This window comes from Streptomyces sp. NPDC056231 (genome assembly GCF_048270745.1).
Taxonomy (GTDB): domain Bacteria; phylum Actinomycetota; class Actinomycetes; order Streptomycetales; family Streptomycetaceae; genus Streptomyces.
The window spans coordinates 31,809-44,483 of record NZ_JBLVKW010000023.1; the positions used below are offsets into that span (position 1 = coordinate 31,809).

13 protein-coding genes are annotated in these 12,675 nt (G+C 72.3%); 5 read left to right on the forward strand and 8 right to left on the reverse strand.

What is annotated here, in order from left to right; all coding sequences use genetic code 11:
• Nucleotide 1: 1 nt before the first annotated feature.
• The 3 genes from ACNPQM_RS19430 to ACNPQM_RS19440 all read right to left on the reverse strand — a co-directional run bounded on the left by ACNPQM_RS19430 (nt 2) and on the right by ACNPQM_RS19440 (nt 3,445).
• The gene (locus ACNPQM_RS19430; protein WP_358857776.1) at nt 2-766 is read right to left on the reverse strand and encodes a GntR family transcriptional regulator; all 765 of its coding nucleotides are present in this window, start codon (nt 764-766) and stop codon (nt 2-4) included.
• A 55-nt stretch (nt 767-821) separates the two neighbouring features.
• A complete protein-coding gene (locus tag ACNPQM_RS19435; RefSeq protein WP_418084988.1) occupies nt 822-1,979 on the reverse strand; it encodes a hypothetical protein in 1,158 nt (385 codons plus the stop codon).
• A 263-nt stretch (nt 1,980-2,242) separates the two neighbouring features.
• A complete protein-coding gene (locus ACNPQM_RS19440) occupies nt 2,243-3,445 on the reverse strand; it encodes an ROK family protein (RefSeq protein WP_418084989.1) in 1,203 nt (400 codons plus the stop codon).
• A gap of 62 nt (nt 3,446-3,507) precedes the next feature.
• Between ACNPQM_RS19440 and ACNPQM_RS19445 the strand changes: the two genes are divergently transcribed.
• Nucleotides 3,508-4,635, forward strand: a complete 1,128-nt coding sequence (locus tag ACNPQM_RS19445) for a Gfo/Idh/MocA family oxidoreductase (protein ID WP_358857773.1) — start codon at nt 3,508-3,510, stop codon at nt 4,633-4,635.
• Nucleotides 4,632-5,111 (forward strand): heme-degrading domain-containing protein, encoded by a 480-nt coding sequence (locus ACNPQM_RS19450; protein WP_358857772.1) that lies wholly within the window; start codon nt 4,632-4,634, stop codon nt 5,109-5,111. Before ACNPQM_RS19445 ends, ACNPQM_RS19450 begins: the two co-directional genes overlap by 4 nt.
• A gap of 100 nt (nt 5,112-5,211) precedes the next feature.
• On the opposite strand, the gene ACNPQM_RS19455 is transcribed toward ACNPQM_RS19450, so the two are convergent.
• Nucleotides 5,212-6,072 (reverse strand): fumarylacetoacetate hydrolase family protein, encoded by an 861-nt coding sequence (locus ACNPQM_RS19455; protein WP_418084990.1) that lies wholly within the window; start codon nt 6,070-6,072, stop codon nt 5,212-5,214.
• 358 nt (nt 6,073-6,430) lie between these two features.
• On the opposite strand from ACNPQM_RS19455, the gene ACNPQM_RS19460 reads away from it, so the two are divergent.
• Complete coding sequence (locus tag ACNPQM_RS19460; RefSeq protein WP_418084991.1) at nt 6,431-7,210, forward strand: sporulation protein; 780 nt, start codon at nt 6,431-6,433, stop codon at nt 7,208-7,210.
• Nucleotides 7,211-7,302: 92 nt separating this feature from the next.
• Here the strand turns inward: ACNPQM_RS19460 and ACNPQM_RS19465 are convergent, their stop codons facing one another.
• The 3 genes from ACNPQM_RS19465 to ACNPQM_RS19475 all read right to left on the reverse strand — a co-directional run bounded on the left by ACNPQM_RS19465 (nt 7,303) and on the right by ACNPQM_RS19475 (nt 9,141).
• Nucleotides 7,303-8,073: a YidC/Oxa1 family membrane protein insertase gene (locus ACNPQM_RS19465; RefSeq protein WP_418084992.1), complete on the reverse strand. Its 771-nt coding sequence runs from the start codon at nt 8,071-8,073 to the stop codon at nt 7,303-7,305.
• Between the two features lie 118 nt (nt 8,074-8,191).
• Complete coding sequence (locus ACNPQM_RS19470; protein WP_418084993.1) at nt 8,192-8,527, reverse strand: DUF6412 domain-containing protein; 336 nt, start codon at nt 8,525-8,527, stop codon at nt 8,192-8,194.
• Nucleotides 8,528-8,610: 83 nt separating this feature from the next.
• On the reverse strand, nt 8,611-9,141 hold the full coding sequence (locus tag ACNPQM_RS19475) for a winged helix-turn-helix transcriptional regulator (protein ID WP_418084994.1): 531 nt from the start codon (nt 9,139-9,141) through the stop codon (nt 8,611-8,613).
• A 138-nt stretch (nt 9,142-9,279) separates the two neighbouring features.
• On the opposite strand from ACNPQM_RS19475, the gene ACNPQM_RS19480 reads away from it, so the two are divergent.
• The gene (locus tag ACNPQM_RS19480; protein ID WP_418084995.1) at nt 9,280-10,713 is read left to right on the forward strand and encodes an MFS transporter; all 1,434 of its coding nucleotides are present in this window, start codon (nt 9,280-9,282) and stop codon (nt 10,711-10,713) included.
• 56 nt (nt 10,714-10,769) lie between these two features.
• Here the strand turns inward: ACNPQM_RS19480 and ACNPQM_RS19485 are convergent, their stop codons facing one another.
• Nucleotides 10,770-11,567, reverse strand: a complete 798-nt coding sequence (locus ACNPQM_RS19485; RefSeq protein ID WP_418084996.1) for a class E sortase — start codon at nt 11,565-11,567, stop codon at nt 10,770-10,772.
• A 78-nt stretch (nt 11,568-11,645) separates the two neighbouring features.
• Here ACNPQM_RS19485 and ACNPQM_RS19490 point away from each other — a divergent pair, with 78 nt between their 5' ends.
• Nucleotides 11,646-12,644: an SEC-C metal-binding domain-containing protein gene (locus tag ACNPQM_RS19490; protein ID WP_418084997.1), complete on the forward strand. Its 999-nt coding sequence runs from the start codon at nt 11,646-11,648 to the stop codon at nt 12,642-12,644.
• The last annotated feature ends 31 nt before the right edge of the window (nt 12,645-12,675 follow it).

The following is a 12,675-nucleotide window of genomic DNA, read 5'->3' on the forward strand; positions in this document are numbered from 1 at the left end:
CTCAGCCCTGGCGGCCCAGGTGTGCGGTGAAGGAGAACCGGTCGCCGCGGAAGAGCGTGCGCACCCGCTCCAGCGGCTGCCCGCTCGCGTCCCGCGAAACGCGGTGGAGCAGCAGCATGGGCAGGGCGGGCGGCGTACCGATCAGCAGCGCCTCGCGCGGGGTGGCGAGCACGGTCTCGATCCGCTCGTCCGCGTCGCCGAAAGTGATCCCGAGCCGGTCGCGGAGGTAGGCGTAGAAGGAGGAGTCGGAGTCGAACTCGGTGTCCAGGTCCGGCACGCGGGCGACGGAAACGTATGTGCTCTCCAGTCCGACCCGGTCGTCGTCGGCGAGCAGCACACGCTCCAGATGCCAGACCGGTTCGCCCCGCTCGACGCCGGTCTCGGCGGCGAGTGCGGCGGGACAGGGGAACTGCTCCAGGCCGATGAGGTGACGGCCCGGCGTCCGCCCCTGCCGGCGTACGCCCTCCGTGTAGCTCGCGAGGGAGAGCGGCTGCTCCAGTTTGGGCCCCGCGACGACGGTGCCGCGGCCCTGACGGGCGAGGCGGCCCTCCAGCAGCAGTTCGCGCAGCGCCTGCCGCACGGTCTCGCGCGACACCTCGTAGCGGATCGCGAGATCACGCTCGGTGGGCAGCATGCCGCCCTCACCCAACTCCTCTATGAGGACGGAGACATGGGCCTTCACGGCGTAGTACTTGGGGATACGGCCGTGCTCCGGGATGCCGGAACGGATCGGTGCGCCAGGTGCCTGGTCGTGCAGGTAGTCCACCTCGCGATCGTGGCAGACGGACATGAACGACGGTGAACGTTTCGGGGCCCACAGGTCAACGACGGGTGCGGCGGAGCCGCCGCGCCCCTCTCAGGGCGGCCACACCGCCGGCCAGACAGAGCCCGGCGGCGAGACCCTCGGCCCAGATGACGGCTCCCGGTCCGGTCCTGGCGAGTTCGGGCGGGCCCTGCGGATCCGGGGCGGTGGTCGGCGCCTCCCCGGAGGCGCTGAGGCTGGACGTGTCACCGGTTCCGTCGTCGCCGCCGTCGACCCCACCCGCGTCACCGGTTCCGCCGACGCCACCACCCCTGTCGACCCCAGCGGTGTCGCCGGATCCCCCGATGCCACCACCACCGCCGTCGGCTCCACCCACGTCACCGGTTCCGCCGATGCCACCATCACCGTCGACACGGCCCGCATCACCGGTTCCCGGGGTAGCGCTGCCGCGGGACGGTTCGGGCCGCACGTCCCCCTCTCGACGGGAATCGCCGACGTCACCCGTACCTCCCGTGTCTTCATCACCGGTGTCGCCACTGTCGTCCTCGTCGTCGACCACGTCGAAGACGTAGTCGTCGGACTCGCCGACCCAGTCCCCGTCGTCACCCGCCGGCGTCTTCTCGGCGCCGTCGTCACCCGCGGCCTGTCTACGCTGGACGATCGCGGCCTTGGCGGTGATCCGATTGGGGTCGGTGTCGGAGGTGAACGCCATCCGGACCAGGACGCTGACGGTGCGCCCCGCAGGGATGGTGAAGCCGCCGAAGGTGTCGGCGCCGTCGCCGCCGAAGACGCCGATGTGCTCATCGCGGTCGGTCGTCTCCCAGGTGACGCGGTGCGGGACATCGGGACGGTCCGGTTCGGAGAACTCCAGCTGGATCTGGTCGGAGGTCAGCTGCTGGTCCTCGTCGGTGAGGACCAGAACCGGGTGGATGGAGCCGCAGGACTTCGAGGTCGTATTGGTCAGATCGAGGAACCAGGTGCCGTATCCCCCGCCGGACGCATACGTCTCCGGGCCGCCGCGGATCCGGGTCGCGATCGGGAAGTCGGCCGCGGTCGGGGCGCCGCAGGTGGGCTCCTGGTCGGCGGTGACGGCGACGGACGCCGCGGCGGCGTCGGCGGACGCGCCGCCGAGCACGACGGCGGGGACGACGGACGCCGCGGCCAGTCCGAGGGCGATTCCGTGGCGCGGCCGGGGCGGGGGAGGCGTGGGAGGCATTGGGGGGACACCCTTTGCTGCTCGCGAAACGGCCGGATCGCCCCGTGCCCGGAGTTCACCGGTTGTGGAGCGACGCTGCCACGCACGCGCGACCCAACGGGCGCCGACATGCCGGGGGTCCGACCGGTCGGGCGACCCGAACCGCTCGAACGGCCCCAGGGCGTGTTTCGAAAGTAGCGTCGTCCGCCCGTAGGGCGGGCCGGGCGGCGTCTGGAGCGTGCATGCCAGGCGTCGCCCGGCAGACGGGACTTTCGAAACACGCCCTACGACTCGGCGCCCCCGAGTCGCCCGAACAGCGGGGCAAGGACGAGCTGGGCGGCCCCTTCGGCGACCGGCCGGTCCCTGCCCGCGGTCATGACGAGCGGCACGGCCGCACCGAAGCCGTCCCGCCGGACGCGCTCACCGATCACGGCCCGGACCCCACGGACGTACGTATCGGGGTCGGTGTCGACGGTGCGGCCGCCCAGCACCACCCGGTCGATGTCGAGCAGCCCGACAAGGTTGGCGGCGCCGGCTCCGAGCACCCGTGCGGCCTCCGCGGCGTCGCCGCCGGAGACGGCGGCGAGGCAGAGCGCCTCGATACAGCCGCGCCCGCCGCAGCTGCACAGGGGCCCGTCCAGCAGCACGGTCTGATGCCCGAACTCGCCGGCCCCGGTGCGGGCCCCGCGGTGCACGGCCCCACCGAGCACGAGCCCGGCGCCGAGCCCGGTCCCGAGATGCAGATACGCGAAGTCCCCCGGCCCGTCGGCTCGCAGGGCGAGCCCGAGAGCCGCGGCATTGGTGTCCTTGTCGACGACGACGGGCAACCCGGTGCGCGTGGTGAGAGCGTCCCGGAGCGGAAACCCGTCCCACTGCGGAAACCCGGTGACGCGATGCAGCACACCGCCCCGGTGATCAAGCGGTCCGGGCACGGCAACACCCAGCCCGAGCACGGTGGACGGCGGAGCCACCGGGGAGGCCGCGTGCGGCCCGGAGCCGGTCCCGTCGGGGGCGGTGGGCGCGGAGCCGCCCGGCCCCGCTTCCGCGGTCCCGCCCGAGCCCGCCCCGCCCGGCCCGCCCAGCACCAGCCCCACCTGTCGCACCGCAGCGGCGACCACCTCGCCGGCCGGCGCGCCGAAGTCCAGCGGCGTCCTGCGGCTCGCCACGACCGTGCCCGCGAGGTCGACCAGGACCACCGTCAGTTCGTCCCGGTCCAGGTGCAGCCCCACCGCGTGTCCCGCGTCCGGAACCAGGCGCAGCACCGTGCGTGGTTTGCCGCCCGTGGAGGCGCGGTGGCCCGCCTCCGCCGCCAGGCCTTCCGCCCGCAGCCGGGCGGTGATCTTGCTGACGGCCTGCGGGGTGAGCCCCGTCCGCTCCGCCAGCTCCAGCCGGCTGATCCCGCGTTCACCCGCGACACGCAGCAGGTCCAGCACGAGCGCCGCGTTGTGGCTGCGCAGTGTCGGTAGGTTCGCCCCGGTGTTACTCATGTTCACCGCCCCATTGTCTCCCTCGCTTGCACTTTGGCAACAGCGTTGCTTAAGTGGATTGCATGACTGGCATCACGACACCCGGGACGCCCGGCTCCCCCCTCCGCGTCGGACTCGTCGGCTACGGCCTGGCGGGCTCCGTCTTCCACGCCCCGCTGATCGCCGCGACCGAGGGACTGGCCCTCGACACGGTCGTCACGTCGAACGAGGAGCGTCGGGCCCAGGCCCGTGCCGAATTCCCGGACGTCCGGTTCGCCGCGTCGCCCGACGAGCTGTGGGCGCGCGCCGACGAGCTGGACCTGATCGTGATCGCCTCCCCCAACAAGACCCACGTCCCGATCGCGACCGCCGCGCTCGAAGCCGGTCTGCCGGTCGTCGTGGACAAGCCGATCGCCGGCACGGCCGCCGAAGCGCGCGCGCTCGCCGCGCTGGCGCAGGAGCGCGGGCTGCTGCTGTCCGTCTTCCAGAACCGCCGCTGGGACAACGATTTTCTGACGCTCTCCCAGCTGATCGCGGACGGCGAGCTCGGTGACGTACAGCGCTTCGAGTCCCGTTTCGAGCGGTGGCGCCCGCAGCTCAAGGGCGGCTGGCGCGAGTCGGGCGACCCGGAGGAGATCGGCGGGCTGCTGTACGACCTGGGCAGCCACGTCGTCGACCAGGCGCTCGTGCTGTTCGGCCCGGCGGTGCGGGTGTACGCGGAGTCCGACGTACGCCGGCCCGGCGCCGTCACCGACGACGACACGTTCCTCGCGATCACCCATGCGAACGGGGTCCGCTCGCATCTGTACGTCAGCGCCACCACCGCCCAGCTCGGGCCGCGCTTCCGCGTGCTCGGTTCGCGGGCCGGTTATGTGAAGTACGGTCTCGACCCGCAGGAGGCCGCTCTGCGCGAGGGCCACCGCCCGTCCGCCGCCGCTTCCGGCTGGGGCGAGGAGCCCGAGGCGCTGTGGGGCCGGACCGGTTCGGGCGAGTCGCCGCTGACCGGTGGCGGCATTCCGGTCCGCACTCTGCCGGGCGACTACCCGGCGTACTACGCGGCGGTCGCCGACGCGGTGCGCGGAAAGGGCGAGAATCCGGTGACGGCACTGCAGGCCGCCGCGGCCCTGGACGTCCTGGAGGCCGCCCGCCGCTCGGCCCGCGAGGGCGTCGCCGTCACCCTGTCCACCGCTTCCGAGGAGCAGCCCGCATGAACCCCACCGCTCCGACCATCTCCGAGCTCATCGCGCAGGAGCGCCGGCTGACACTGCCGCATTTCAGTTACGACGACGCGTACGCGCTCGGCAGGCTGCTCGTCTCCATGGCCCGGGAGCGCCACGCGCCGGTCGCGATCGACATCCGGCGCGGTGCCCAGCAGCTGTTCCATGCCGCGCTGCCCGGTTCGAGCGCGGACAACGACGCGTGGATCGACCGCAAGCGCAAGGTCGTCGAGCGGTACGGCGAGAGCTCGTACCTGGTCGGGAGCAGGTTCCGGGCGAAGGGGACGACGTTCGAGGACTCCTCGCGGCTGGACCCGGACACGTACGCCGCGCACGGCGGTTCGTTCCCGATCGCGGTCGAGGGCGCGGGCGTGATCGGCTCGGTCACCGTGTCCGGGCTGCCGCAGGCGGAGGACCACGCGCTGGTCGTCGAGGCGCTGGAACAGTTCGCCACCACGATGTCCGACTGAGAGCCTGTCGGGTGACACGGCCGAGACGACTGACATGAGATGACGGAGGGGTGGCCCGCCGCACCAGCGGCAGGCCACCCCTCCGACCTTTATGCGACGGCTACGCGTCCTTCAGCTCCTGCCGCTGCCGCCCCAGCCCCTCGATCTCCAGCTCGACGACATCCCCCGCCCGCAGATACGGCTTGGGATCCGGCTGGCCCAGGGCCACGCCCGCGGGCGTACCGGTGTTGATGACATCGCCCGGGTACAGCGTCATGAACCGGCTGAGGTAGCGGACCACCTCGCCCACCGGGAAGATCTGGTCCGCGGTCGTGCCGTTCTGCTTCAGCTCGCCGTTGACCCAGAGCTTCAGCGGCAGCGCCTGCGGGTCGGGGACCTCGTCGGCCGTCACGAGCCACGGCCCCAGCGGGTTGAACGTCTCGCAGTTCTTGCCCTTGTCCCAGGTGCCGCCGCGCTCGATCTGGAACTCCCGCTCGGAGACGTCGTGCGCGACCGCGTACCCGGCGACGTGACCGAGCGCTTCCTCGGCGGAGTCCAGGTAACGGGCGGTGCGGCCGATGACGACGGCGAGCTCGACCTCCCAGTCGGTCTTGACGCTGCCGCGCGGCACCAGCACCGTGTCCTCGGGTCCGACGACGGTGTCCGGCGCCTTGAAGAAGAGGATCGGTTCGGCCGGAATCGCCGCTCCGGTCTCGGTGGCGTGGTCGTGGTAGTTCAGCCCGATGCACACGATCTTGCCGATGCGGGCGAGCGGCGGCCCGACCCGCAGCCCCTCGGCGTCGAGTGCGGGCAGCTCGCCGGGCGCGGCCGCAGCGGCCCGGACCCGCGCCAGCGCGGACTCGTCGGCGAGCAGGGCGCTGTCGATGTCGGTGACGATTCCCGACAGGTCACGCAGGGTTCCGTCCCGGTCCAGCAGCGCCGGTCGTTCCGCACCTGCCGTACCCACACGAAGCAGCTTCAACGGTCTTTCTCCCCTTGGTCGAGATCGGGCCCGTCGGATGGGTGGCGGCCATCGCAGGCCTGGCCGATCCTCCAAGACATCGGATCACTCTGCAAGACCCTGTTCACACCCTGGACCGGCGCACTCGCCCCGCCGGTTAGCTACCGATAGCGCCCCACCCACTGTGGCTGCCCGGATGGGGAATCCTCAACGTCCGCCGCCATCCGGGCGGGTATCGGCACATCACGCTGACCATGCTCGCCATCTTCACGTGGCTGGGCATGGTCGGCGTCCTGCCGGGCACGGTTGCGGGAATCCTGATCGCCGACTACGGAGCCTGGATAGGCTGCCCTCACGATCACAGGGGAGGGATCAGGGGATGGGCTTCCGCAGACTGTTCGGGTTCGGGGACGACGGGAACGCCCCGGAGCCGCCGGAGATCGACACGCAGATCACCACGCTCGCCCCACTGCCCGGCCACCCTATCGAGGGGGAGATCGTCCTGAAGGGCGGCAGCCGGGGCATCGCGATCAAGTACTTCTACCTGACGGTCGTGGCCAAGGTCCGTGACTACGGGGGCACCCCCGAGGACCTGGAGATGACCAGCCTGGACGTCCGGCGCGGCCATTTCGGCGTGGCGCCTGGGACGGAGGAGCGGGTCCCGTTCAGCGGGCGCCTGCCGTGGGAGTGCCCGGTCACCGAACTGGGCGGCCAGACCCTCGGCGTCGACCTGTCGCTGACCACCCAGCTCGACACGGGCGACTCTCCGGTCCGAGACCTGGACTTCCTGCACGTGACGGCGCCGCCGCTGTACGAGGCGGTCCTGGACGCGTTCGCCGAGGAGGGCTACCGCGGCGCCGACTCCCAGGTGATCTTCGATTACATCCCTGGCGTCGAACAACACCGCCCTCACTATCAGACCTTCTTCGTCACCCACCCCGCGCGGGGCCTGGACCGGCTCGGGGAGCTGGAGGTCGTCTTCCTGCAGAATGCGGTCGGCGCCATGGTCCACGTTCGCCGCGCCGCCCGCTCCCAGCTCGACTGGAAGGACAAGCCCCTGACGCGGTCCTTCCCGGCCGCGCACCACGAGGTGGGGCAGGTCGACTTCGGGGAGCGGGTGCGCAGGGTCCTCGTCGGCCTAGCCGCCGTGGACGGCTAGGACGTTCCTTCGGATCATCTGATCGTTGCCGCGGTGACCCGGGCGAAAGGGACACGTGCGTCGATCGCGCGTTGCAGCATCCACTTGCAGTATCACGCCACGCCGGCCACGGCGGCGCCCGCAGCCGGCATGTCGCGGTAGAGAACGGTGCGCTCGACCGCGGTCCAGGTGGTGCTCGTGACGATGTAGAGCGCGGCGGCGAGCGGCACGTACGCCACCGAGACGAGCGTGAAGAAGGACATCAGCGGCATCAGCTTCGTCATCGCGCCCATGCCCGGCACCGGCTGTCCGTCGGGACCGGTGGCGGGGGTGGCCGGGGCGGCCGCGAGCTGGCGCTTCGTACGGCGGTAGTTGAACGTGGCGACGACGGCGACGATCGCGAAGAGGCCGAGATAGACGATGCCCTGGGCGCCGAACGGTCCGCCGGCCGCGAGCGCCTCGTGCCAGTGCTCGCCGAGCGGGGCGCCGAAGAGATCGTGGCTGAGCAGGTCGTTGGAGTCGCCACCGATCATCGGACTGGAGAAGACGTGGTACAGCAGGAAGAAGGCGGGCATCTGCATGAGGCTGGGCAGGCAGCCGGACAGCGGCGAGACGTTCTCCTCCCGGTGCAGCTCCATGAGCGCCTTCTGCATGCGCTCGGGGTTCTTGGCGTGTTTCTTGCGCAACTCGGCGATCTGCGGCTGGAGCTTGGTGCGGGCCTTCTGCCCACGCGCCGCGGCCCGTGAGAGGGGGTGCACGGCGAGTCGCACGAGCGCGGTCAGGAGGACAATCGCGGCGGCGGTGGCCGCGCCCTGGAAGAGCGGGTGCAGCAGGTCGGCGAAGGAGCCGACCAGGGCGGCGAAAGCGGACATGATCGTGGACATGGATGAGCCCTCCGGGGGTCTCGTCGTGCCGGGAGAAGGACGATCTGGCTCGGCATGACGACCCGCGTGGGGCATGCCCGAGCACACGTACTGCTCGGGCGGAAAGGGTGCGAAGTCCCTACGCGGCCGTCAGGAGGGCACGGCCGGGGGCTCGTGGCCGCCTGCGCCCCTTGGCGTCGGGATCGCGCTGCGGCAGGAACGCGGTGCGTTTCTCGCGGTCGCGCATGGCGGTACGGACCCGGGTGCGGGGCACCGGGGCGGCGCAGCGGGCGCTGATGACTGAACAGGCGACGAGCGCGGAACCGGCGGCGGCGGTGGCGGCGAGCGCGACCGCCGCGGAGAGGCTGCCGCCCTCGGCGAGGAGAACCTCGGTGACCAGGAAGAGCAGGATGGCGAGGGGCCGGGGCAGGCGGGCGATGCCACCGTGCAGGTGGTTGTCGATGCCGCTGCTCATCGATCCCTCCCCCGCTCGGTCCGTGGGCTCGCTCGTTCGGCCCTCCATTTTTTATACACGATGGCTCCGTGAGCCGGTCGTCGTCAGGCGGAGCCGGTCTCCAGCGGCCGGAGGAGCCGGCGCGGCGCGAGCAGGGCACGGCTGACCGGGTCGTCGCGGTCCTGGTCGAGCCCGTCGCCCGGGCGCATCTCGACATCCTCCGGCGATACGGCCCGTGCGCAGACCGGGCATTCGCCGTACGTCCCCAGCTCCGTACCGCAGGTGGCGTGGAGGAAGACCCGGCTCGCCCGCGTACCGGGGATGTGCTCGCTCCCCCACACGCCGAGCGTGCGGAGGATCGGCCAGAGGGCCTTGCCGCTGGCGGTGAGGAGGTATTCGTCGCGCGGTGGCGACTGCTGGTAGCGGCGCTTCTCCAGGACTCCGGCGTCGATGAGGGACTGGAGCCGGGTGGCGAGGACGGCGCGTGGGATGCCGAGGTGGACGAGGAAGTCGCTGTAGCGGCGTACGCCGAAGAACGCGTCGCGCACCACGAGGAGGGTCCAGCGCTCGCCGATCACTTCGAGCGCGCGGGCGATCGAGCACTGCTGCGACGCGTAGTCCTTGCCGAGAGCCATGCGCATCACTTTACCGCTCCAAGGTTCGATGAATGAACTGACTGTGCTAGCGTCGGCGGGCGGCCACTGAGTTCATTCACTGAACCAAGGTCTGAACCCAAGAACCGGAACGAACGGCCCCAGCCCCGGAGCGCAGCAATGGCTCAGCCGCCCGTACGCCCCCTCCTCCGCCCTCAACAGCTCGCCCACGCCCCCGGTGACACCCGCGTCTCTCCGCGCACCACTGCCCGCCCCGCCGCAACCCTCGCCGTCACCGCCCTGGCCACCGCCGTGGCGCTGATGAACTACACCTCGCCACTGACGGCCGTCCCCGCCATCTCCGCCGCGCTCGCCACCCCCGCCTCCGGTCAGGCGTGGCTGCTCAACGGCACCCCGCTCGGCCTCGCAGTCTTCCTCCTCGTCGTGGGCAGCCTCGCCGACGACTACGGCCGCCGCAGGCTCTTCCTCATCGGCACGGTCGCGCTCGGCGTCACCACCGCGGCGGGCGCCCTCGCGACCACCACGCTCGCGTTCACGCTGGCCCGGGTCGCGCAGGGCGCGGCGAGCGCCGCGATCCTCGCGACGAGCCTCGGTCTGCTCGTCGGCGCGTTCCCCGCGGGGACGGCCAGGATCAGGGCGACCGGAATCTGGGGCGCGTTCGTGAGCGGTGGGATCGCCCTCGGCCCGCTGGTCGCCGGTTCGCTCGGCACCGTCGACTGGCGGCTGACGTACGCCGCAGTCTCGGTCGCCTCACTGATCACGGCGGCCTTCGCGTTCCGTACGCTCTCCGAGTCCCGCGCGCCCCGCGGCGGCCGTCCCGATCTGGTGGGCGCCGCGGTGCTGGGGGCGGCGATGACCGCCCTGCTGACCGCGCTCACACTGGGCCGGGACGGCTGGCTGCGTCCGCCCGTCGCCCTGCTGCTGCTCGCCGCGCTCGCCCTGACCGCCGTGTTCGTGAAGGTGGAGCGCCGGGCGGCGGCGCCGCTGATCGAGCTGTCGCTGCTGCGCAGCCGCCCGTTCCTGGTCTCGTCGGCGGGCGGGCTGTTCACCGGTCTCGCGGTGATCGGCCTGTTCAGCTGTCTGCCGACGCTGCTGCAACGGGCGCTCGGCCTGTCGGCGATGGGTACGGCGTGGCTGTTCCTGCTCTGGTCCGGTTCGTCCTTCGTGGTGGCGCTGCAGGCGCGGCGGCTCACGGGCCGGGTCTCGGCACGCCACCAGCTGGCCGCGGGTTTCGTCCTGCACGCGGTGGCCGTGCTGGCGCTGCTGGGCACGCTGGGCGCGACGGCCGCTCCCGCCGGCGGCGTGTGGCCGCGCCTGATCCCCGCGCTCGTCGTCTCCGGCGTCGGCAGCGGCCTGCTCAATGCCGCGCTTCCCCGGCTCGCCGTGGAGTCGGTGCCGCCGGAGCGGGCGGCGATGGGCTCCGGGGCTAACAACACCGCCCGATACATCGGCTCGTCGGCGGGCGTCGCCGTGACCATCGCGGTCGCCGCTTCGGGCGGCGGCGCTGACGCCGCGGTGCTGCAGTCGGTCGGGCTGTCGCTGGTGGCGGCGGTGGGCGTCATGCTCCTGCGGGACCGGCGCCCAGGACGGTGACGGCCTCCCCCACGACAGCGCTTGTCCGGCGACGGCACCGACGGCCCACGAGAGCACTACCGCTCCCTGGCTCCCGTCAGCCTCCCCCACACGACGAGCCGGTACCGGGAGGTGAATTCGGGCGTGCACGTGGTCAGCGTCACGTAGGCACCCGGCTCGCTGTACCCGGCGTGGGGCCGCGCATTGCTGCGCGGGACGGCGGCGATCACCCCGCTGTCCCGCGGCGACGTCCGGGACAGCGTCTTGTCGACGACGTACGTGTACACCTTCTCCCGGGTCTCGACGGTGATCCGGTCACCCCGGCGCAGCCGGTTGATGTACCGGAACGGTTCGCCGTGCGTGTTGCGGTGCCCGGCGAGCGCGAAGTTCCCGGCGCCGCCCGGCTGCGCGGTGCGCGGGTAGTGCCCGACGTATCCCTTGTCGAGGACGCCGCTCTTGCTGATGCCCTGGGCGACCGGGGCGGTGAGCCCGAGGCGCGGGATGCGGATGACGGCGTACGCCTGATCCCAGCGAGGCGCGCGCGCCGCAGCCGTCGTACGCCCGCTCCCGCCATCACCACCCCGCGGCACCGGGGCCGAGCCGCCGTCCCCGTCCCCGCCCTCCGAGGGCCCCACCGGCTGTCCGCCCCCGTCCGTGCCCCGGCCCCACTCCTGCTCCAGGGCCCGCACCTGGTCCTCGGCTCCCGCCCGGGCCTGTCGATTGGTCCACCACAGCTGATGGACGACGAGAAGCAGCAGCACGGCACCCAGGGTCATGACCGCCTCGGCGCCGGTCCACAGCGCACCCGCGGCAACGCGCCGCCCGCGCGGGTTCCGCTGCACCGCGACCGGTATCCGCTCCCTCACGGCCCGCACGATAAGGGCACGACCCGTAACTCACCAGGGCCCGAACAACCCTCCGCCCAGTAGCCGTACAGCAGTACGGTGTGGTTCATGCGCCCCGACACGCCCGCTGACCACATCGCCGAAGCCGAGCGCCTGCTGCGCACCGCGGCGCAGTACCCCGACGACCGGGAGCCACTGCTCCTGCGCGCCGCGGCCCACCTGGAGCTCGCCGACCAGCGCCCCCGCGCCACCACCCTCTACGACGAGCTGCTCGCCGCGGATCCCGCCGACCCGTACCTGATCAAGGCCCTCAAGGCGGCGAATCTCTGGGAGTACGGTCACGAGGCCGAGGCCCGCGCGATCATCGACGGCCTCCGCGCGGCGGGACCGCGCGAAGCGGCCCCCTGGAGGATCGCGGCCGAGACCCTCGAATCGCACGACGAGCTGGATTCGGCGCACGACTTCTTCTCGGCCTCTCTGACCCTGCTCCTGGCTCCGGGCGAGGAAGTCCCGTACGCCACCCAGTCCCTGCTGTTCGGCCGTCACCGCGTGCGACGCCTGATGGGCCTCGGCCACGACGCCTGGGACGAGCTCGCCGACACCCTCCACAGCGCCACGGTCCCGCTGGACGAGCTCCACGACCCGAAGCGCCTGTGGTCGCTGGGCTCGTCCGACCCGGAGGAGCTCCAGGCCGAGATCATTCGCCTCCGCGCGGAACTGGGCACCTACCGCACGGCTCTGTCCCGCCCGTTCCCGGTGGCGGTCCTGCACTGGACGGCGGCGGAACTCGACGAGCTCCTCGCCGCGTACCCGGCCCTGGGCACCGAGTACCCGTCCCACCCCGAGCACCTGACCCGCCTGGAGGCCGCTCTCCGCGATCTGCACGCGGCAGGGACCCCGAACCTCGGCATCGTCACCGGCACGGTTCCGTCGTACGAGGCCTTCGCCGCCTCGGAGGCCGCGTCACCGTCCGACCCGGACCTCCTCCCCCAGTACGCCACCACCCTCGCGGCCCGCGGCCGCGCGGTCCCGTGGCCGCCGGCCCGCAGCGCGGCGTGCTGGTGCGGGTCGGGGCAGGCATATCGGGAGTGCCACGGGGGCGCATGAGCGTCTGCCCGAGGGGCGCTGACGCACGGAC